Below are 22,075 nucleotides of genomic sequence, written 5' to 3' on the forward strand. Positions count from 1 at the left end.
TTGTTAAGGAAATATTAATTTTTACATTTGCACTGTTTTTATTCATTCTAAATAAAAACAGAAACCTAACCAATTTAAATTAAAATGAAATATTTTACTGAGAAGACCTCCCGTCTTCTGTTTTCTATCAGTTTTCTTTTTTGTGTTTTAAGCGCTTTTGCACAACAAAATCACGGAAAAATTAAAGGAATCATAACCACATCTGAAGGCGATGCAGCTGCTGGTGTAAATGTGATCCTTAAAAATTCAAAATATGGTACTACTACAAACGACGATGGTAGTTTTGAACTGAGCAGGGTAAGACCAAATACGTATACGCTGCAAATATCACTAACAGGGTACGAAACTACGGAACAGGATGTTGTGGTAACCGAAAATGAATCGACAACCCTTAACCTGCAACTAAAAGTTTCGAACAAAGAATTGCACGAAGTTGTTGTTAATGGTCATAAAAGCATCTTATCTAAAAAAACAGACTATGTGGCAAGAATGCCGCTAAAAAATCTGGAAAACCCACAAGTTTATAGCGTTATTCAAAAAGAACTTTTGCAGGAACAAGTGGTAGTAGACATTAGAAGTGCGGTGCAAAATGCTCCCGGCGTAACGTCGAAAATTTATCCTTCAGGCGGACTTGAAATTTCTTTCAGAGGATTTAGTACGGGAGTCAACGCGAGAAACGGAATGGAAAATATGACGGGTCGCAGCTCTATTTCTATTGATAATGCAGAACGTATTGAGGTTCTTAAAGGACCATCGGGAACTTTGTTTGGATCGTCTGTATCCTCTTTTGGAGGTGTTGTAAACCTGGTTACCAAAAAACCTTTTGAAACAAAAAAAACAGAAGTATCCTATACAGGAGGAAGTTTTGGTTTAAACCGGATTGCACTTGACATCAATACGCCTTTAACACAGGACAATAAAGTATTGTTTCGATTAAATACTTCTGTAAATACTGAAAAGAGTTTTTTAAACTACGGTTTTAATAAAACATTCCTGATTGCTCCAAGTCTTATTTTTAAAGCAACAGATAAACTTACTCTGAGTATCGACACAGAACTTTATAACACAAACAATACACGCCCTACTTACGGTCGCTCTTATGCTGCAGGAATTACAAACCCAACAGATCTGAAGGCAGATTATAAAACAACTTTATTTCATGATGACCTGGATGCCAAAACCTCATCGGCAAAAGCTTTTGTTCAGGCAGAATATAAAATAGCGGAGGATTGGAAATCTACTACACTTTTTTCTTTTATAGACGAAAATGTAGATCATAGTTACCAATACTATACCGTTTGGAATTCGCCTACAGAAGTACAAAGAATGGTATCTCGTTTTGGACCAATAAGCAATCAATTTACCAACATACAAGAAAATATTAATGGGCAATTTTCTACCGGAAGTATCAAACATAAAGTATTGGCAGGTGTTAATTACAGATTTACAAAAGGTACTTTTAATTATGGTGCAACCAAAGCTCTTGATACAATCGATGTAACCAAAGCATTTGATCCTATTCGTAAAAAACAAGTTGATGCAGCAATAGTCGATCAGTCCTTTGGTGTTCCGGACGAACAAACCTTTAGTATTTATGCCTCGGATGTAATTAGTTTTACAGATCGTTTACAAGCTATGTTGAGTCTTCGTATGGATAATTTTGTACAGAAAAAAATTGAAGATACAGAGGGTTACAACCAAACTGCTTTATCGCCTAAATTAGGTTTGGTTTACGAAGTTGTTAAAGATCAGGTTTCTTTGTTTGGAAATTATATGAACGGTTTTCAAAATTCAGGACCTGTAAATCAGCCGGATGGAACTTTGTTGATCTTAAAACCAATTTATGCAAACCAGTATGAAGGTGGTATAAAAGTAGAAACATTTAATAAAAAGCTAAGTACTACCGTAAGTTATTACAACATTACCATTGATAATGCTACCAGAACAACTCCTGACGGGTTTAATCTTCAGGATGGTAAACAAGTAAGCAAAGGTGTAGATTTTGAGTTTATTGCCAATCCTATCGAAGGTCTAAACGCAATGCTGGGTTACGCTTATAATGACAATCGTATCGTAAAATCATCTGATGCTACTATCGAAGGCAATAAAGCGAGCGGCGCTCCGGAAAACGTAATGAATTTTTGGATCTCTTACAAATTTCAAAATAAACTGAAAGACTTAGGTCTTGGTTTTGGAGGTAATTATGTAGACAAACAATATAAATTTGAAGATCAAAGTTTTTATAGTCCCTCTTATTCTGTTTATAATGCAACTGTATTTTATGATCAGCCAACCTGGAGAATTGGCGTTAAATTTAATAACATAAACAATAAGCAATACTGGGATTCTTACGGAATGGCCCAGACTCCAACAAACTTTCTGGTAAACTTAACCCTAAAGTTTTAAGGCACTTTTTTGTCCAAACACCTCTATTGTAGAGGTGTTTTTTTTTTAGGAAAGAAACGCGCATTATTTACAATCATTTCGACTTTTTAAATTCTTTTTTCTTGTTTTATTTTTAATTATTCTAAATAAGACTTAAGTTTGTAAGAACAATAATTATTAATACAATTTAAACTTTCTCTTATGAAATCTAAAACTTTAAAATCAATAGCATTTTTACTATTTATGTTAGTAGCAAGTCCACAATTATTTGCTCACGCTCTTTGGATCGAAACTAAAGCAACGGGAACAAAAGGAAAAGCTCAGGAAATTTCGATTTTCTTTGGAGAGTTTTCAGATAATGACATTACGAAAGCGAACAAATGGTTTTCTGATTTAAAAGATTTTTCACTAGTGGTAATCAGTCCTTCAAAAAAAGAAACTAAGCTTACTTCTTCAGCATTAGAAAACAAATTTCAGGCATTTTTTACACCAGATGAGGACGGAGTTTATACTGTAGTAATGCATCACACGGTAAAAGATGTTTACGGAACTATGAAATTAGATTATAATTCCAGCGCAACTGTTACTGTTGGTAATGCCGTAAAAGGAAATGAGGCGACTGCAAATACCAATATTATTAGTGTATTTTCTAAAAATGCAGCAACTGCTAAACAAAAAACAAAAATTGATGTCAATACTTTATATGAAGGTAAAGAGGCCAAAAAGCAAAAAATAAAAGTAATTGCTCCTAATGGCTGGGAAAAAGAATTATGGAGTAATGACAAGGGCGAAATCTCGTTTACACCAATTTGGTCAGGAGATTATATGGTAGAATTTGCTTATACAGAAAAAGCTGCCGGAGAACATAATGGCAAAAAATACGATGAAATCTGGAAAATGGCTACGTACTTAATTACAGTTAAATAATTTTAAAACCGTAATCTTCAGATTAAATCAGGAAGTTCATCTTCAATCAAACCTTGTCTTGCTGACAAGGTTTTTTTATGCGAAAAATACAATTGAATAGGCTGTATTTATTTAGAATAATTCTTAATTAATAAAAAATTAAAATGACTATACCAAAAAATTAAGACAATCTTAAGAAAGAGCTAAGGAAGGTTTAAGTACGAAAACACCTTTATAAATTTTGTTAAAGTCTTTACAAGCCCTTATATTTGCAAAAAATTATTTTTATTAAATCTAAATAAGCTATGAAATATAATTTACTAATCGCTTTGTCCTTGTTAAGTTTTGCATCCTATAGTCAGGATTACACAAGTGCCGAAAATGCTTCGACTGTAAATGATACTGTAAAAAATAAAAAGGGAGAAACTCTTAATGAAGTTTTAATTACCGCAAATAAACCTAAAAAACCAATTGAGGCTGCCCGTTCAGGAATCAAAGTAATGGATTTGCCGCAAAGTGTGCAAATCATAGGCAGTGAAGTAATCGAACAGCAACAGGCAATTAGATTAAGTGAAGTTGTAAAAAACATGAATGGTGTTTATGTATCATCGGCTCGTGGTGGAGCTCAGGAATCTTTTTTCTCAAGAGGATATGATATGTCTGCCAATAATATGTTCAAAAACGGATTCCGTTTTAATAGTGGTTCAATTCCTGAAGTTTCCTCTTTAGAAAAAGTGGAGTTTTTAAAAGGTAGTGCTGCTTTATTATATGGAAACGTTGCTCCGGGCGGAATTTTGAATATGGTAACCAAAACACCTAAATTTACAAGCGGTGGCGAGGTTTCAATGCAAATGGGAAGCTACTCGTATTATAAACCTGCTGTTGATTTTTATGGCCCTTTAAATAAATATATTGCTTATCGTTTTACAGGTTCTTACGAAAACTCAGAAAGTTTTAGAGACGTTGTCAAAAACGAGCGTATCTATCTTAACCCGTCTTTCCTTTTTAATGTAACAGACAAAACACAAATTACGGTACAAGGAGATTATTTAAGCGCAGACTGGACTCCGGATTTTGGAACAGGAATTATAGGAAAAGAACTTGTAAACGTGCCACGTAATAACTTTTACGGAGCACTCTGGTCTAACGGAAACACCAAATCTGCAAGCGCCTCTGTATTGGTAAATCATAATTTTAATGACAATTGGAAGCTGAACTTTAATTCTTCTTTTCAAAATTATGACAGAACTTCTAAGTCTACATCACAATTATCTACTATAGATACAAATGGCAACTGGACCAGACCATTGGTTCAGAATCAAAACTTAGAAAAAATATTTGGAGATCAATTAAGCTTACAGGGTATCTTTAGAACCGGAAGCATCAAACACCAAATATTTACAGGAGTAGATTACGAAAACTCATACGCTACGGCATATACTTATGGCTTTTTTACTTCTCCAACTTCTACCACTGTTGCAACATACGATACTATAAATCTTTATAGTTTTAATCCGGCAAATCAAAGAACTGATGAACCAAACTCAAGAATTACAGCAATTGCAGATACTAAAACAGAACGTTTTGGAGCTTATGCGCAAGATTTGATTTCGTTTACAGACCAAATTAAACTTCTCGCAGGTATTCGTTGGTCCTGGCAACAATCGCAGGTAATTACAGATACTTACAAAGTAAATCCAAATACTGTAACAACAGTTGAGGCTGCAAAACGCGTAGACAAAGCTTTCTCTCCAAAAGTAGGTTTAGTTTACCAACCTACAAGAAACACGTCTTTGTTTGCCAGTTATTCGAACTCGTTTACACCAAACAGTGGACTTACTGTTGATGGCAATATCATCGAATCATCGCTTATTGATCAATATGAAGCGGGAATCAAAAAAGATTTCTTTAGCGGTTTATTAAGTACAAACATTACTCTATATCAAATTACCAACAGTAATCTGGCACAAACTGCGCCTTATCAGGCAGATGGGGTTACTGTAAATGCAGATACCAACATTAAGATGTTAGGCGGGGCAACAAAAAGTAAAGGTGTCGAAGTTGATATTACTGCAACTCCGGTTGAAGGTTTGAATATTAATGCCGGTTACAGTTATAATGATATGCGCTATACTAAAACCTCAGGAACAAGCGGAAGTTTTGTTGAAGGGGATCGCGTAGCAAGAACACCACAAAACACAGCCAACTTAAGCTTTTTCTATAAGCTGCCTGCCGGAATCCTAAAAGGACTTACTTTTGGAGCGATAGGAAATTATGTTGGAGAGCGTTTAGGCGGATGGAATGACGATTATTTATGGACTCCGGTTACACCGGCAACTAAACCTGCTACTTATACTGTAACTATCAGAGACAGAGATATCCCGCTAGAAGGATATACTACTATAGATGTTTCTGCCGGTTACGAGTGGAGAAAATTCTCCATCTTATGTCGATTGTCAAACATTACAAATGAGTTAAATTACACGGTTCACGAAAATTATAGTGTGAATCCAATCGCACCACGTCAGGTTATGACAAGTTTGCGATACAAGTTTTAAAAATTTGAATTAGATTTTAATCTTCCATAGCTTTTTCTGCATTTTTAATTTTTTAAAAATCAGAAGAAGTTTTGGTTTTTTAGAGAACAAAAACCTCATTTAGCAATAGATGAGGTTTTTTGTTGCGATAAAAGAAAATGCTCTAATTATCTTTACTTTTGTCAGGCAGATATTTTTATCGCATTAAAATAAAACTCCAAATATGTCAGATGTCAGGAAAAACCAATTACAAAAAAGTCTAGGTTTAAGTTTTAATATTGCTGTATTAATTGGAGGGACCATTGGTGTTGGAATTTTACGAACTCCCGGCACAATTGCAGCCTTACTGGATAATTATTGGCTCATTATAGCCTCATGGCTTTTTGGCGGATTATTTGTTCTTATAGGTGCAACTTCATACGCAGAACTTGCAACAATGCTGCCTAAAGCCGGAGGATCTTACAACTATATCAAAAGGGCTTTTGGCGAATATGCCGGTTTTCTTTCCGGTTGGTTTGATTATATTACCAATGCAATCCCGCCCGCTTTTTTCTGTATTGTTATCAGCGAATATATTATAATTTTATTTCCAAATCTTCGCAGTTATTCTACTCAAATGGCTATTTCGCTATTGATTGCTTTTGTATTACTACATTTAAGCGGTGTAAAAAACGGAAGCGCAATCCAGCAAATTACCAGTTTTATAAAAGTAATTTGTTTCTTTGCTTTACTTGTTGCTTGTTTTATGTATTCAGGCGTGAAATTAGCCCCAATTCCAAAAAACAATTCTGTAGTTCAGATTGGTTTATTATTTGGATTTTTCAAATCACTTCAGCTTATCATCGGGACTTATAATGGCTGGAATGGTGTTTGTTTTTTTGCAGAAGAAAACGAAAATCCCAGCAAAAACATTCCTAAATCTTTATACAGTGGTGTTTTGCTTGTAATTGCTATTTATGTTTTATTAAATATTGCTTTCTTTCATGTTTTACCCATCGAATCTATAGCAAAATCGAATTTGGCCGCAGCCGATGTTGCCAAGATCATCTTTGGAAAAAACGGAGCTATAATTGTAACCGTTATTTCTATCTTTTCCTTAATTAGTATTCTGAATGCCTTTATGATGATTCCGCCTCGTATTTTGTACGGATTAAGTCGTGATGGTTTTTTTATCGAAAAAGGAACAGCCGTTAATAAGGGCGGAACTCCAATTATTGCACTTTTGGTTTCATCAGTGTTTAGTTTATTCCTGATTTGTATTGGCTCTTTTGAAGTTTTGTTTTCGTTTGCCGCCTTTACCTCTATTATTGTTTGGGGATTGGCATATTGTTCGCTTTTGAAACTAAGAATTTCAGAGCCTGATTTACCAAGACCCTATCGTTCTTTATGGTATCCCTGGACAACTATTATCGCTATAATCGCATCTCTGGCACTATTGGCAGGTTTTGTATATAGTGATCCTAAAAGCTTTTTAATTATTGTTGTAATTACAATTGTTTCTTATCCTTTGTTTTTGATTTTGAAAAAGAAATAAAAAAAAGTAAGTAAATGGCTATAATTTTTATCTGGTTTTTGATAATTTGATAAAATGTAATACTTTTACATTTTACACTATGAAATATGAATTACAACGTATCATTTCAGGAGAGGGCAAAGTTAAGCATGGAACAATTATCCAAGCAACAACCCGTTACCTTAGCCGAAGCAAAAGCTCAAGTGAAGTGGCTAAAGGGTTCAAGCACATCAAAGAACAAGAAACAGAAGCCTTAACAAAATTTATCTCCAAAAATAATCTTTGGATATTGGATATTAATATTGATAATTATGTTTCTGAAGGTGCTGAACAAAAGGTTTACTTAAAAGATGGTAAAAATGTAATTAAATTAAATGATTCAATTTATTACAATTCTTGGTTAGATTATCTCAACAACTTACTTCTAAATAATTATTTTTTCCCAGATACAGCTTATACTTTATTAGGGTTTTATAAAGAAATAAATACCCTATATGCAGTTGTTGAACAGCCTTTCGTAAAAGCAACTGAGAAAACTAACTTAGAATTAGTCAAGAAATTTATGCTTGCCAATGGATTTGTAAATACTAAGAATAATGATTATTATAATCCAGAATTGGGAATTATCCTTGAAGACCTGCACGATGAGAATGTATTAACAGAAAATAGTATTCTTCAATTTATTGATACGGTCTTTTATATAACCGATACCTTTTATGAAAATAAAAAACCCAATACTTAAATTAAGTATTGGGTTTATATATTTTAGATAAATTCTTCTTCTTATTTCAATCCGGCTAAACTTTGCTCGATTGTAGCGATTTTTGCTAATGCATCAGCTTCTTTTTGTCTTTCGTTTGCCAAAACTTTTTCAGGAGCTCCGCCAACAAATTTTTCGTTCGACAATTTTGCCTGAACTGATTTTAAGAAACCTTGTGTATACACTAATTCAGCTGTTAATTTTGCAATTTCTTCTTCGACATTAATATTTCCGGAAATCGGAATGAAATATTCATTTGATTTTACACGAAAAGATAGTGCTCCGTCTACTTTTGCCGAAACATATTCGAAAGCTGAGATATTACCCAACTTCGTTACAATTGTATCAAAATAAGTAGAGATATTCTCACTATTGATCGCTTTTAATTCGATAGTATCTTTAAACGGAATATTCTTGTCTTTTCTAATCGTTCTGATTCCTGAAATTACTTCGATTGTACTTTCAAAATCAGAAATTAAACCTGCGTTAAATGGTTTTAATTCCGGCCATGTAGAAACAATTAAAGCTTCTTCAGGAGTTCTGTCTGCAATTAAGTGCCAGATTTCCTCCGTTAAGAAAGGCATAAAAGGATGCAACAATTTAAGGTTACTTTCCAGCATTTCGATTGCTTTATCAAACGTTGCTTTGTCAATTGGTTGTTGATACGCTGGTTTGATCATTTCTAAAAACCAAGAACAGAAATCATCCCAAACCAATTTGTAAATTGCCATAAGAGAATCTGAAATTCTGTATTTTTCAAAATTATCTTCAATATCAACCAATGTTTGTTGCAACTTTGCTTCGTACCATTCGATGGCTACTTTTGATGATTCCGGTTGCGCGATAGTTCCAGAAACTTCCCAACCTTTAATCAGTTTAAAGGCATTCCATATTTTGTTAGAAAATGCTTTTCCCTGATTGCATAATTCTTCATCAAACATAATATCGTTTCCGGCAGAAGCACTTAAAAGCAATCCTACACGAACACCATCTGCACCAAATTTTTCGATCAGGTCCAGAGGATCAGGAGAATTCCCTAATGATTTAGACATTTTGCGACGTTGTTTGTCACGTACTAAACCTGTTAAATATACATTTGTAAATGGTTTTTTGCCTGTATATTCGTAACCTGCAATAATCATTCTGGCAACCCAGAAAAATAAAATATCCGGACCTGTAACCAAGTCATTTGTTGGATAATAATATTTGAAATCGGCACTTTCAGGATCCATAATTCCACCAAAAACTGACATTGGCCATAACCATGCCGAGAACCAGGTATCTAATGCATCAACATCTTGTCTTAAGTTGTCGGTTGTTAGTTGTTGGTTATTGGTTCTTTCTTTTGCTAAAGCTAAAGCATCTTCGATGTTTTCAGCAACTACAAAATCTTCTTTTCCGTCTCCGTAATAAAAAGCCGGAATTCTGTGTCCCCACCATAACTGACGAGAAATATTCCAATCACGAATATTGTTTAACCAATGTGCATAAGTATTTTCAAAACGTTTAGGGTGCAATTTAATATCACCATCAACCAATACAGATTGAATTGCCGGTTTTACTAAATCTTCCATTTTCAAAAACCACTGATCTGATAATCTTGGTTCGATTACTGCTTTGGTTCTTTCAGATGTTCCTACTTTATTCAAATGGATTTCTGTCTTTGCCAAAACTCCTGTTTCTTCCAATTCTTTTGCAATTTCAGTACGAACTACAAAACGATCTTTTCCCTGATAATGTAATCCGAAACTATTTAGTGTCGCATCTTCATTAAAAATATCAACGATTTCAAGATTGTGTTTCTCTCCAAGCGTTTTATCGTTCATGTCGTGCGCCGGAGTAACTTTTAGACATCCGGTTCCAAATTCTACATCTACATATTCATCTTCGATAATTGAAATCACTCTGCCACAAATAGGAACAATTGCTTTTTTACCTTTCAAATGTGTAAAACGCTCATCGTTTGGATTGATACAAATTGCAGTATCTCCAAAAATAGTTTCGGGACGAGTTGTGGCAATGGTCAAAAATTCCTCAGTTCCCTCAATTTTATACTTTAGGAAAAATAATTTCCCTTGTTGTTCTTCATAAATAACTTCTTCGTCAGACAAAGTAGTTTTAGCTTCAGGATCCCAGTTTACCATGCGGTAACCTCTATAAATTAATCCTTTGTTATATAAATCTACAAAAGAACGAATTACAGATGCTGACATATCAGGATCCATAGTAAATTTGGTTCTTTCCCAATCGCAGGAAGCTCCTAACTTTTTAAGCTGATCTAAGATTACTCCACCATATTTATCCGTCCATTCCCAGGCATGTGCTAAAAATTCTTCACGGGTAAGATCATTTTTATTGATTCCTTCGGCTTTTAGTTTTGCTACAACTTTAGCCTCTGTTGCGATAGATGCGTGATCTGTTCCGGGCACCCAACAAGCATTTAAACCTTTAAGACGCGCTCTACGAATTAAAACATCCTGAATTGTATTGTTCAACATGTGCCCCATATGCAAGACTCCTGTCACGTTTGGTGGCGGAATTACAATTGTATAAGGTGTTCTATGATCTGGCTCAGAATGAAAATAATTATTTTTCATCCAGTAATCATACCATTTATTCTCGATCGTTTTAGCGTCAAATTGTGCTGGAATACTCATTTATTATAAATATGTTTAATCGTTAAATTTGTTGATTTGTTTAATCGTTGGCCCATTAAGTCTGTCTAGTTGCTCATTTGTTTTTGCACTTTTTTTTAATCGTAATTTTATTTATCAATTAAACGCCCAAACAGTTAAACAAATAAACCTTTTAAACTTTGGTTCAATTTTTGTAATTATATTGACAACAAAAGTAAATAATTAAGTAGACTATAAAAAGCGAATTATTAATTTGTGTGTTAATTAAAAGAATGTATATTTACTTACAACTTTAAAACAATTTCAAAATGAAAAATGTAGCCTCTTTTATTGCAGTCGTATTGTTTAGCGCAATAAGTTATGCACAAAACGGCCCAAAAATTGAATTTGCAGCCCCGGACAATACAATTGATTATGGAAAAATTTCGAAAAGTGATAACGGAGTTCGATCTTTTGAATTTACAAACACAGGAGATGCACCTCTATTAATTACAGGAGCAGAATCTACAGTAAGTACTATAGTTGTTACAAAACCTGCAGCAGCAGTTATGCCCGGTAAAAAAGGTAAAATTGATGTAAAATACAATATGGCTGCCGGTCCTATCCGTAAAACAATTACAGTCGAAAGCAATGCTGTAAATTATCCTGATGGCAGAGTTGCTTTAAAAATTAAAGGTGAAGTTTTGTAAAAAAAATCTAAAAATAGCAAAAGCCGTTTCTATAAGAAACGGCTTTTTTTGTACCTCATTTATTTACCCTTACACTCAGCAGTAGTAAATTTATATTTTACACGATCAAAATCTATCGGTTGATCTTTGACCAAATAAGTCACACCCATCGTGGTTTGCATAGTCCCGTTGCCCAGAATAAGCTGGTTTTCACGTTTTAAAAATGCCAAAGGATTTTTGAATATTTTATTTTTATTTGTGCTGTCAACAAAGGTATAATCTGCAAATAAAGTATCTCCGCGGAATTCTCCTTTTATATCACCGGTTCTTTCAGGAGCATTAGCAACTTTCATTACCATGTTTCCTGTTATTTTTCCGCTTTTCAAAGTATTTAAGGTAATATCAATAGTGTCTTTTTCGTAGACTGCTTTATAGCATTGTACACTTACCGGTTTTTCGCTAATAGCTTTTGCAGCTTCAACCGCTTTTGTGTCTTCATTTTTTTTACAGCTTTGAAATCCAAGACAGACCAAAAGTGTACACGATAGGACTAGATTCTTCATAATTATATTTTTTTTAAGTTCATTGTTACATTATAAAGTTAAATAAAAAAGAAGCCCAAAAAAAGGCTTCTAAAATTAAAATTTACATTTTTTATATCAACCTGAAAAGTTTTAAGAACCTGTTAGATTAACTAACTGTGTATAAAACTACCGCTATAAATTTGTGATTACAAATTCACTTCTTCTGTTCAATTCATGTTCTTCTTCTGAGCAAGCTTCGTCTGTTTTACATTTTATAATAGGGACAGATTCTCCATAACCTTTTGCTAGTACTCTTTTTGCCGTCACGCCAGATTGTATGATAAAATCTCTGGTAGAATTGGCTCTTTTTTGAGACAGGTCTTCATTAAATTTTGCATTTCCTCTTGAATCTGTATGCGAACCAATTTCAATAACCATTTCAGGATATTTCTTCATCAATTGTACAACACGACCCAAAACAACCTTCGATTCCTTACGGATATACCACATATTATAATCAAAATAAATAGGATCTGTTTTAATAATCAATCTGTCCTTATCTCTTACAATATCTTTCTCGTCGATTAATATTTGTTTTATTTTTTCTTTTTTCTTGATTTCAGTTGCGGCAATTTCGGCTACTTTCTCTTTTTTCTTAATTTCTGCTGCCACAATTTGATCTGCTTTCGCTTTTTTCTCTGCTTCTTTTAGCGCAATAATCGCCAATGCCTCTTTTTCTTTGCTGCGTTTTGTTTCAATTTCCTCCTCTTTCTTTTTAGTTTCGGCAATTTGTTGTTCTTCTTGTTTGATAACTTCCAGAGATTTTAATGCCATCGAAGCATCATTGCTTGCCTCTCGTGTTGTTCCTGAAGACAAGGATCTTGATTCACTTGTATATTTTTCTTTAGATGCCAAAACAGTAAATGACTTTTCGCATTCAACTGTAAAACTAAATTTTCCGTCAGCAGTCGTCGTAACGGTATTTAACGTTTTTTGATTGGAATCCTGCAAAATTACAGTTGCATTTTCTAATGCCAATTTGGTATCAACATCCGTAATTGTTCCTGCAATAAACTGTTTGCAATCTTCGACAATTAAATCTTTAATTTCTTTAAACCAATAAATATCATCGCTGCCTTTTCCGCCTTCTCTGTTGGATGCAAAAAAGCCTTCTTTGCTATCTGAATCTATAGTAAAGGAGAAATCATCTAAATTCGAGTTCAGGGGCAAACCAACATTTACAGGTTTTGAATATTCATTTTGGTTCATATCCGAAACAAAAACATCCAGCGATCCATATCCCAAATGACCATCTGATGAAAAATAAAGTTTATTATCCTGAGAAGCAAAGGGAAATTGTTCTCTTTTCTCTGTATTAATAGTCGGTCCTAAGTTTCGTGGTGTATCAAATGCTCCTTTGTTAATATTTACCGAATAAATATCAAAAGAACCTAATGTTCCCGGCATATCCGATGCAAAGTACAATACTTTTTCGTCTGGACTAAGGGCAGGATGCTCTACGGAATAATTTGGACTGTTAAACGGAAGTGACACTATATTTGTCCATTTACCGTCGACCAGGTCAGCTTTAAAAATCTGAAGGTTCGAAATTTTCTGATCATTTGTTTTTTTGCTTCCATTTTTAGAATTATTACGGGTAAAATAAATCGTTTTCCCGTCTTTTGTAAAAACAGGATTCGATTCATGCATTCCGGTTTTTAATTCTTTGGCAAAATAATGCACAAGAGAATCTGCCGAGTTCATATTACTAATAGGAATTTCGACTAAATTAAGGTACGTTTCATTATCCCATTTAAACTTTTTATCAAAAATTCCAGGCTTTAGTTTTACTCCGGCAAAAACCAAATTCTCCTTATATTTTACGGCTCCAAACTCAGAATTTGGGGTATTTATGGCTAAATTTTTAATTTCAAATCGTTGCCCGATTGCCGAAACATTTTCTAAGGTTTTACTATCAATTTCAAAATTCGCAACATCATCATTATTACCTGATTTTGCATAATATTCTTTTAATGCTGTATTGGCATCGTCATAACTATTGCTTGCTTTTAAGGTTTGAGCATACCTGAAATAATAATTGCGATCTAGATCATTGCTGTAATTTTGAATCAGAAGTCTGTAATAGCGCTGGGCTTTGATCAATTCATTGGTATAAAAATAAGAGTCTGCCAGATTTTTTATCACTTCCTGCGAAGGTTTCTTTTCTGCTAACTTTTCATATAAGATAATTGCCTCACTGTAATATGTTTTATCAAAAAATCGCTTGGCTCTAGCCAATTCGAGATCCTGAGCATTTATAAACTGTATTGAAAATACGAATATAATAACGAGTAGTTTTTTCATATTTTTCATTTTAGAAGAATCTTGGTGATTTATCGTATCCATTGCCTAGTAAATCTAAATTAAAGAGAAGCATAATTTCGTGTGTTCCAGAATTAAACTGCCCCATATTCGAAAGAGTATGATCATAAGCATACCCTACTCTAAGCGAAGGTGTAACATTTATATTCATCAAGGCACTTACGGCATCATTGACTCTGTAAGCAGCACCCAGCTCAAACTTATTGTTGTACAACACATTTGCGGTAAGGTCTACAGAAATTGGTGCTCCTGCTACAAATTTTGACATGAATGCCGGTTTTAATTTGACCCTGTCATTGATCTGAAAAACATATCCGGCAGTCAAAAAAGTATGTATATTCTCTGATCCGTACGCATTGATTCCGGACTTTTCTTCGATGTGTTTAGAGCTCAACAAATTTGGCGCTGACAATCCTACATAAAAATTATCCCTAAAATAGTAGGCGCCTACTCCAATGTTTGGTTTGGTTACGTTTATATTTTCGGCAAAAGCCAGATCAGTTTGCGGATCGCTAAATTTAAATCCATTAAAATTGGTTTGCAGCGTAGTAAAACCTGCTTTTAGTCCTAACGAAAGTTTATTTTTTCCTCCCAGATTTAAGACATACGAAAAATCAGCATAAAAATTATTTTCTTTTTTTGCGCCATCACCTATATCATCAGATACTAATGATAAACCCACTTCGACTTTATCAGTCACGGCAGTATGCCCAAAAAAGGTAAATGTTTTTGGTGCTCCAACGGCTCCAACCCATTGTGTTCTGTAGAGTCCTCCAAGATTCAACATTGCAGGAACTCCTGTTGCGTATGCAGGATTTACAACACTCATATTGTACATATAATGTGTGTATTCCGGATCTTGTTGCGCTGACAACGATGTTATATAAAAGAGAAAGGATATAAAAAGTATTATTTTTTTCATTTGAAAATTATATTAAATAAGATAAAAAGGAATTATCTATTTAGGTAAAGTCGCCCTTGCTGCGGACGTCTGCTGTCTTTATTAAAATTGATAATATAAAAATAGACCCCGTTTGGCGCAATTCCATCTCCAAAACCGGCAGCTTCAGAATTTCTTCCGTCCCAATTGGGTTTACTTATATTTCCTTTAAACATTACGTTTCCGTATCTATTGAAAATTTCAAGGGTATAATCCGGGTATAAATATTCAATATCAGGAATTCTGAAAGTATCGTTTATATTGTCTCCGTTTGGCGAAAATCCATCAGGAATAAAAAATGCATATTGCGAAACATCACAATCGATTAATGAAACCGTAACTTCGAGATTGGTATCAGAAATACAATCTGTTACTGCCGAAAGATCGAAGCCGTAATACCTCGCTTTATGAACGAGCAAGGTTGTTGAAGCCAATAAATTTCCGTTGATTTCTGCGTCGTACCACGCAACTGTCGAAGGTACATTGGTCGCTTTTGATAAATCTGAAATAGTAGGATTTTCTAAACCGCAAAAATCTGTTCCGCCCGTATTTAAGATTGGAGCCGGAGTATCGTTTACTAAGACCGCAATCATAGTGGGTGCTGAACTACAACGTTCTGCTGAGGTTTCTCTCAAGTAAAGATATTCTGTTTTTAGAAGATAAGAATCTGCCAAAGCCGCTGTTGCCGTAGTAGAACTGTACCATTTATATTGAGAGCCGCGGGGTACTAAATTTGCAATTGTTGCCCTGTCTACTTTACAAAATATCTGATTGCCAGCAGTTGGTGCAACCGGAATATTATTTATTAAAAAATTATCAGACACGCTGGTTAAACTAACATCGCAAGTAGTGGTATTATTCTTTAAACTTATGGCAGAAATTGTTGTCGATCCGGTATTTAGAACCAAAGCTGGCGGAATTATAAAACTGGCGTTTCCGTTATCCACCGTTAATACAACGGTTTGCAATGTCGAAGAATTATTTCCCGAAAGTGTATACGAAAAGGTTGCCGTAGTTAGATTTCCTAATCCGGAAACCGCAACCGCAACCGGATCATTCAAGCAAACATCCTGCACCAATACCTTTACTGTCGCTGCATTGGGCAAAGGATTAATGATTAGATTTCCCTGAACATTTGCCAAATTAGAACAATTTCCTCCCGCAGTATTGGTAATTTTAATAATGGTTATAGTCGATACCCCACTTTTTATATTGATGTTTCCGGGAATTACAAAACCTGAAGTTCCTCCTGTAACCTGAATATTCGCTGTTTGACCTGTTGCAAAATTATCTCCTGTTATATTGTAAACGATATTGTAGTTGCCATTTGATAATTGGGCTGCATTTGAAATTTGAATAAATGCATTCTTGTTCTGACATATTGGAGTTGCAGTTAAAACGGCTCCGTCAAAATTGGGTAATGGATTAATTTTTAAATCATCAGATAAATTGGCCACTATATTTACACAAGCGCCTTTGCTTGCTGTTGCAACAATGCTGGTAACATTTACAATAAAGGTTCCTACCTGCTTAAAATAAGATGATTTTAGAGGAAAGCTAATTACTCCGTTTACAAAGTTTGCTGTTACGGTTTCTGATCCTCCGTTTGGTCCGGAGACATTAAAAGTTACTTTATATTGTCCGTTTGCAATCGCTTCCGGTCCTTGTGTAATTCTTGCCACGTAGGTGGCGGTAGCAATTTTATCCTCGCAAATATCTGAATCAATTGCTAATTTTGCTCCTGTAAAATCAAGCCTTTTTTCGATTGTAATCGTTACAGAGGTAGTTTTATCCGGGCAAATTCTATTATCAGGAAAAGATCGTACGGTATAATTATAAGCGTATTCTCCGGGACCAAAATTATCAAATATCTCCTGTAGATTTATGTTATGATCTGTCAATGAGGTTAATCCAACACCAGTCCATTCTCCTCCCATATCTTCGCCGGCAAGTAATGTATGAAGATCTAAATTGGTATAGGGGGCTAAATCCGTACTTCCGCACAACAACAAATCATTACCAGTTCCGGGTTCCGGTGCCTTAAAAATAGTTACTGTTACTTTTACTGACGGATCTGTTACAGAACAGGGAGCCACTGCAGGAACGGTATACGTAAATTCAAATGATCCATCGAGCCCAGTAATTGGAATTATTGCATCTACAGGCTGTCCCGCACTATTGGTCCAGCTACCATTGGAGTGTGGTCCCATTCCGGTACTATTAAAGGCGGTAAAAAGATTAAAAGTTTCTTTTGAACTACATTCTGTTGCAAATGGTGAAGGAGATCCGGGATATGAACCTATTGTGATTGTTATAGTAGATTTATTGTCTGTACATCCGGCAACACCGGCAACGGTATAAGTATAATGATAAACACCTCCGCTGCGGATCAGTTGTGCGTTTAACATACCTGTAGCAGGATTTAAACCTCTTGAATTATTATCGTCAGACCATGTACCGCCAGCAGTTGGCGTACCACCTAATAAAGCAAATAATGAAATGGTTTTGTTTACCGGATTCTCAATATTACAAATTACTTTGCTGCCATCATTCCCTGCACATTGTGCGTAAATTTGTAGAGGTAAAACTGATAAAAGTATAAAAAACAATAAAAATTGTAATACATTAGGGTATTTTTTGACCATAAACTCTTATTTTTTTATAAACATAATAAAATAATAACGTTACTTAGACAAAAAACCCGATTTAACAGTTAAATTTTCACAAAATTCAATCAAACCTATAAATAAGCAGTAATTATAACCAATTTTTTCAAAAATTTTAAATAATTACAAATGAAGAACTTACAACTCATCTTCGAGCTTAAATCTGAATTTTAAAATCACACTGTTTCGTTCTACTTCTAAATTTATCCAGATATCTTCTTCTGATTTTAAAAGCATATTTATTTGTTGCAAAGTATACTTATAAGGAACATTGTTATTTATACTCACAATAATATCGCCTTTTTGCAATCCGCACTTTTCAGCGGTCGAGTTTTTGCGGATATTTACAATTTCGTAAACGGGTTTTAATGAAAATTTATATTTAAAATTGCCATCTTTTTTTTCGTTATAACTCACGTCTTCCATAGATGTAGCCACTTTTACGGTTTCTAAATGAACCGTTTCCTGGACCCATTGCAATCCGTTGTGCTGAATGGTGATTCCGCTTTTATTATAACTAAAAGGTTCCGAAAATTTACTGTTTTTTTTAAGGTACAATTTCTGATCGGCATAGTCTAACACTACTGTAAATCGTTTTAAAACTTCTCCGCCAACAGAACCTATTCTACCCGGAACCATTTTTACATTTCGAATAGAACTTGAATCCGGAAAGGAAACAATTGGCTTTTTGAAATTAAAATCATCAATAAAAAAATTATCGATTTTGGCGCGATGTCCTTCAATATCACCACTAAACCCTTTTCCTAAAAAATCCGGAAAGTTTTTTTTAGGCAATTTTATTTTATCATTCTCAAAAATCCAGAAAGCATCGCTGTTACCAATATCGAGAAGTAGTTTTGCCGGCACTTTTATAGTATCTACAATAGCTGTAGCATACACATAAGGTTTAGATCTTTCTATAGTAATAGGAACTATTTTGAACTTTCTTTCTAATTTTTTACGGGTTCCGTCATTGTTTGAATGCACAACGATTCGTTTTTTCTGATAATTGATTTCGACTATATTATTTTTAAAAAATTTATAACCTATAATACCATTTACAGGAATACCTATATGGGAGGACAAATTAAAAGTCTGATCTAAAATAATGTAAACCAATTGATTATTTGATTTTAAACCATGCGTTTCTAAAATATTATTCGTCGATTTTAGTCCTTCGATTTCATCTTCGCTACCTAATCCTTTTAGTTTTATTTTCTCAATGTTTTTAAAACTAACTTCTTGTTTTTCCTCCATACTAAACAATATGGTTTCTTCGACACCTGAATCCAAAAGGAAATTGAGCTCGATACCGTTTACTTTTATAGGAATAAAAATAAGGTTATTAATTAATTTAAAAGGAATAGTAACCTTCTTACTATGGTTTTCGATGACAAAATCGCCTTGCGCCAGAAGAGGGAAAGCTACCAAAAGCCCAAAAAACAACATGAAATATTTTTTCATTGATAATATTTTATGATAAAATTACTAAAAATATTGATAATTGTTACATTTTAATAAGTACCTGTAATGTTTACGTTAAATTCGAAAAAAAAACGCAAATTTGCACTTCAATACTAAAAACTCATGCCAACAATTTCACACAAAGGCAGAAACATGCCCGAATCTCCGATACGTAAACTTGCTCCTTATGCAGATGTTGCAAAACAAAAAGGAAAAAAAGTGTATCATTTAAACATTGGTCAACCGGATATCAAGACACCCGAAGTGGCCATCGAGGCGGTAAAAAATATTGATTTAACTCTTATAGAATACAGTCCGTCTGCCGGATATGAAAGTTATAGAAAAAAATTAGCTCAATTTTACCAACGTCAAAATGTAAATGTTAACTCAGAAGACATCATTATTACAACTGGTGGTTCTGAAGCCTTATTGTTTGCCTTGGCCACAATTACAGATCCGGGAGATGAAATAATTATCCCTGAACCTTTTTATGCTAATTATCATGCCTTTGCATCCTCAACAAGCGCAACTGTAATTCCGGTAATTTCGACTATCGAAAGTGCCTTTGCTTTGCCAAGCATTGATACTGTCGAAAAATTGATTACACCAAGAACAAAAGCCATATTGATTTGTAATCCCGGAAATCCAACGGGATATTTATATTCAGAAGCAGAGATTAAGCAACTGGCAGGTTTAATAAAAAAACACGATTTGTATTTAATTGCTGATGAGGTTTATCGTGAGTTTTTATACGATGGAGACGACGTTCATTATTCTGTAATGAATCTTGATGATGTACAACAAAATGTAATCATGGTTGATTCTGTTTCAAAACGTTACAGTATGTGTGGCGCCAGAATTGGTTGTTTGGTTACTAAAAATAAAGAAGTACTGGCAACAGTTATGAAATTTGCTCAGGCGCGTTTGAGTCCGCCTACAATTGAGCAAATTGCTTGTGAAGCTGCGATCGATACTCCGCAAAGTTATTTTGACGAAGTTATTTCAGAATACAAAGGTCGTCGTGATACTTTGATTACGGAATTGAATAAAATTGAAGGAGTAGTTGTTACCAAACCAAAAGGTGCTTTTTATTGCATTGCACAATTGCCAATAGAAAATGCCGATGATTTTGCACAATGGCTCTTAGAAAGTTATGACCTGAACGGAGAAACAGTTATGGTTGCTCCTGCTGCCGGATTTTACTCGACTCCGGGAATGGGACTTAATCAGGTAAGAATTGCGTATGTCCTGAACAAAAAAGATTTAATTACTGCTGTAAATATTTTAAAAGAAGCACTTTTGGTGTATAATAAAAAATAATTACAGAAAAAATACAGCCTTTCAAAAGACAATAACACGCTATGTTATTGTCTTTTGTATTTTTAAAAAACATCATTTTGATTTTAATTTAAATTATATCCCAAAAGGAGCGATTAAATAGTAAAAACGATAGAAAAGGTTTCCTTTTTATTAATTATCTTTACCGCCTTAAAAAGATATACCCATTATAATAGTAGTTTTTAATGATAAATAACGAAGATTTTTTAGACGAAATAGGAGACAATCATTTTAGCAGCAACGCACAAAACCCTGTAAGACAGGATGCTTTTGACTTAAGTGATGAAGAAAAAATAGAAAAAATAAAAAAAGATGTCGAAAACATTCTTCAGACTCTGGGAATGGATTTGAATGATGATAGCATAAAAGGTACTCCAAACAGAGTAGCGAAGATGTTTGTAAAGGAGATTTTTGGAGGTCTTAACCCTACAAGAAAACCAAAAGCATCTACTTTTGACAATAATTACAAATACGGTGAAATGTTGGTCGAAAAAAACATTACCGTTTATTCTACCTGCGAACACCATTTATTACCCATTATCGGACGCGCTCATGTTGCTTATATCTCCAGCGGAAGAGTGATTGGTTTATCAAAAATGAACCGAATTGTAGAATATTATGCAAAAAGACCTCAGGTTCAAGAGCGTTTGACGATGCAAATTGTACAAGAACTACAAAAAGCTTTAGGTACTGAAGATGTTGCCTGCGTTATTGATGCTAAACACCTTTGCGTAAACTCAAGAGGAATTAAAGACATCGAAAGCAGCACTGTAACATCTGAATTTGGTGGTAAATTTAAAGATCCTCAAACAAAAAGAGAATTTTTAGATTACATCAAATTAGATACACAGTTTTAGTTTAATCGGTAAATCGTTAATTTGTTTAATCGCTTCATTGCAAATCTTAATTTTCGGTTAAACTATTAAACAAATTAACAATTAAACTAAAACACATGTATACTTTTTCGTTTGAAAAGCTAGAAGTTTGGCAAAACTCACGAATGTTTATTTTGGAAATCTATAAATTAACTAGTAAATTTCCATCAAATGAATTATTCGGATTGACTTCTCAAATAAAAAGAAGTTCTGCTTCAATTGCTACAAATATTGCAGAGGGAACTTCAAGAAATACGAATAAAGATAAGGCTCATTTTTTAACAATTTCGTACTCATCAGCAATGGAAACTTTAAATCATTTAATTATTTCTAAAGATTTAAATTATATACCTGATGTTGATTACATACAATCTCGTGAGAAAATTGAAAAAATTTGTAATCAGATAAATAGTTTAAAAAAATACTATCTTTCAAAAGAATAAGAAGCCGACAATTAAAACAGAAAAACGTTTACACGCTT

Annotated in this window: 15 protein-coding genes; 9 read left to right on the plus strand and 6 right to left on the minus strand. The window is 34.0% G+C overall.

Annotated features, from left to right (window positions below; genetic code table 11):
* Window positions 1-84 precede the first annotated feature (84 nt).
* From B0A64_RS11720 to B0A64_RS11740, 5 genes are all read left to right on the plus strand, one after another.
* The gene (locus tag B0A64_RS11720; protein WP_089479709.1) at window positions 85-2,406 is read left to right on the plus strand and encodes a TonB-dependent receptor; all 2,322 of its coding nucleotides are present in this window, start codon (window positions 85-87) and stop codon (window positions 2,404-2,406) included.
* 180 nt (window positions 2,407-2,586) lie between these two features.
* A complete protein-coding gene (locus tag B0A64_RS11725; protein WP_089479710.1) occupies window positions 2,587-3,312 on the plus strand; it encodes a DUF4198 domain-containing protein in 726 nt (241 codons plus the stop codon).
* A 284-nt stretch (window positions 3,313-3,596) separates the two neighbouring features.
* Entirely contained in the window at window positions 3,597-5,849 is a 2,253-nt protein-coding gene (locus tag B0A64_RS11730) for a TonB-dependent siderophore receptor (protein ID WP_089479711.1), read from the plus strand.
* 202 nt (window positions 5,850-6,051) lie between these two features.
* Window positions 6,052-7,362, plus strand: a complete 1,311-nt coding sequence (locus B0A64_RS11735) for an APC family permease (RefSeq protein ID WP_089479712.1) — start codon at window positions 6,052-6,054, stop codon at window positions 7,360-7,362.
* Window positions 7,363-7,441: 79 nt separating this feature from the next.
* Window positions 7,442-8,083 carry a putative polyvalent protein kinase domain-containing protein gene (locus tag B0A64_RS11740; RefSeq protein ID WP_089479713.1) on the plus strand — a complete coding sequence of 214 codons (642 nt, stop codon included), beginning with the start codon at window positions 7,442-7,444 and terminating at the stop codon, window positions 8,081-8,083.
* 41 nt (window positions 8,084-8,124) lie between these two features.
* Here B0A64_RS11740 and B0A64_RS11745 read toward each other — a convergent pair whose 3' ends face one another.
* Complete coding sequence (locus tag B0A64_RS11745) at window positions 8,125-10,758, minus strand: valine--tRNA ligase (protein ID WP_089479714.1); 2,634 nt, start codon at window positions 10,756-10,758, stop codon at window positions 8,125-8,127.
* Between the two features lie 287 nt (window positions 10,759-11,045).
* Between B0A64_RS11745 and B0A64_RS11750 the strand changes: the two genes are divergently transcribed.
* The gene (locus B0A64_RS11750; protein ID WP_089479715.1) at window positions 11,046-11,426 is read left to right on the plus strand and encodes a DUF1573 domain-containing protein; all 381 of its coding nucleotides are present in this window, start codon (window positions 11,046-11,048) and stop codon (window positions 11,424-11,426) included.
* A gap of 59 nt (window positions 11,427-11,485) precedes the next feature.
* Here B0A64_RS11750 and B0A64_RS11755 read toward each other — a convergent pair whose 3' ends face one another.
* From B0A64_RS11755 to B0A64_RS11775, 5 genes are all read right to left on the minus strand, one after another.
* A complete protein-coding gene (locus tag B0A64_RS11755) occupies window positions 11,486-11,968 on the minus strand; it encodes a hypothetical protein (protein ID WP_089479716.1) in 483 nt (160 codons plus the stop codon).
* 153 nt (window positions 11,969-12,121) lie between these two features.
* On the minus strand, window positions 12,122-14,293 hold the full coding sequence (locus B0A64_RS11760) for an OmpA family protein (protein ID WP_089479733.1): 2,172 nt from the start codon (window positions 14,291-14,293) through the stop codon (window positions 12,122-12,124).
* Between the two features lie 10 nt (window positions 14,294-14,303).
* Window positions 14,304-15,233, minus strand: a complete 930-nt coding sequence (locus tag B0A64_RS11765) for a PorP/SprF family type IX secretion system membrane protein (protein ID WP_089479717.1) — start codon at window positions 15,231-15,233, stop codon at window positions 14,304-14,306.
* Window positions 15,234-15,265: 32 nt separating this feature from the next.
* Entirely contained in the window at window positions 15,266-17,896 is a 2,631-nt protein-coding gene (locus B0A64_RS11770; protein WP_089479718.1) for a gliding motility-associated C-terminal domain-containing protein, read from the minus strand.
* A gap of 159 nt (window positions 17,897-18,055) precedes the next feature.
* A complete protein-coding gene (locus B0A64_RS11775) occupies window positions 18,056-19,381 on the minus strand; it encodes a PDZ domain-containing protein (RefSeq protein WP_089479719.1) in 1,326 nt (441 codons plus the stop codon).
* Between the two features lie 123 nt (window positions 19,382-19,504).
* Here B0A64_RS11775 and B0A64_RS11780 point away from each other — a divergent pair, with 123 nt between their 5' ends.
* The 3 genes from B0A64_RS11780 to B0A64_RS11790 all read left to right on the plus strand — a co-directional run bounded on the left by B0A64_RS11780 (window position 19,505) and on the right by B0A64_RS11790 (window position 22,037).
* Window positions 19,505-20,701: a pyridoxal phosphate-dependent aminotransferase gene (locus tag B0A64_RS11780; protein ID WP_089479720.1), complete on the plus strand. Its 1,197-nt coding sequence runs from the start codon at window positions 19,505-19,507 to the stop codon at window positions 20,699-20,701.
* Window positions 20,702-20,904: 203 nt separating this feature from the next.
* On the plus strand, window positions 20,905-21,576 hold the full coding sequence (gene folE, locus B0A64_RS11785) for a GTP cyclohydrolase I FolE (RefSeq protein WP_089479721.1): 672 nt from the start codon (window positions 20,905-20,907) through the stop codon (window positions 21,574-21,576).
* A gap of 95 nt (window positions 21,577-21,671) precedes the next feature.
* Window positions 21,672-22,037, plus strand: coding sequence for a four helix bundle protein (locus B0A64_RS11790; RefSeq protein ID WP_089479722.1), 366 nt, complete (start codon window positions 21,672-21,674; stop codon window positions 22,035-22,037).
* Window positions 22,038-22,075: the final 38 nt, after the last annotated feature.

This window comes from Flavobacterium araucananum, from assembly GCF_002222055.1.
In the GTDB taxonomy this organism is placed as follows: domain Bacteria; phylum Bacteroidota; class Bacteroidia; order Flavobacteriales; family Flavobacteriaceae; genus Flavobacterium; species Flavobacterium araucananum.

What these genes read in the sequence shown, in the direction of transcription:
- folE (WP_089479721.1), top strand. Translation starts at nt 20,905, where the DNA reads ATGATAAATAACGAAGATTTTTTAGACGAAATAGGAGACAATCATTTT.
- B0A64_RS11765 (WP_089479717.1), bottom strand. Translation starts at nt 15,233, where the DNA reads ATGAAAAAAATAATACTTTTTATATCCTTTCTCTTTTATATAACATCG.
- B0A64_RS11760 (WP_089479733.1), bottom strand. Translation starts at nt 14,293, where the DNA reads ATGAAAAAACTACTCGTTATTATATTCGTATTTTCAATACAGTTTATA.
- B0A64_RS11735 (WP_089479712.1), top strand. Translation starts at nt 6,052, where the DNA reads ATGTCAGATGTCAGGAAAAACCAATTACAAAAAAGTCTAGGTTTAAGT.
- B0A64_RS11770 (WP_089479718.1), bottom strand. Translation starts at nt 17,896, where the DNA reads ATGGTCAAAAAATACCCTAATGTATTACAATTTTTATTGTTTTTTATA.
- B0A64_RS11730 (WP_089479711.1), top strand. Translation starts at nt 3,597, where the DNA reads ATGAAATATAATTTACTAATCGCTTTGTCCTTGTTAAGTTTTGCATCC.
- B0A64_RS11790 (WP_089479722.1), top strand. Translation starts at nt 21,672, where the DNA reads ATGTATACTTTTTCGTTTGAAAAGCTAGAAGTTTGGCAAAACTCACGA.
- B0A64_RS11745 (WP_089479714.1), bottom strand. Translation starts at nt 10,758, where the DNA reads ATGAGTATTCCAGCACAATTTGACGCTAAAACGATCGAGAATAAATGG.
- B0A64_RS11720 (WP_089479709.1), top strand. Translation starts at nt 85, where the DNA reads ATGAAATATTTTACTGAGAAGACCTCCCGTCTTCTGTTTTCTATCAGT.
- B0A64_RS11780 (WP_089479720.1), top strand. Translation starts at nt 19,505, where the DNA reads ATGCCAACAATTTCACACAAAGGCAGAAACATGCCCGAATCTCCGATA.
- B0A64_RS11755 (WP_089479716.1), bottom strand. Translation starts at nt 11,968, where the DNA reads ATGAAGAATCTAGTCCTATCGTGTACACTTTTGGTCTGTCTTGGATTT.
- B0A64_RS11740 (WP_089479713.1), top strand. Translation starts at nt 7,442, where the DNA reads ATGAAATATGAATTACAACGTATCATTTCAGGAGAGGGCAAAGTTAAG.
- B0A64_RS11750 (WP_089479715.1), top strand. Translation starts at nt 11,046, where the DNA reads ATGAAAAATGTAGCCTCTTTTATTGCAGTCGTATTGTTTAGCGCAATA.
- B0A64_RS11775 (WP_089479719.1), bottom strand. Translation starts at nt 19,381, where the DNA reads ATGAAAAAATATTTCATGTTGTTTTTTGGGCTTTTGGTAGCTTTCCCT.
- B0A64_RS11725 (WP_089479710.1), top strand. Translation starts at nt 2,587, where the DNA reads ATGAAATCTAAAACTTTAAAATCAATAGCATTTTTACTATTTATGTTA.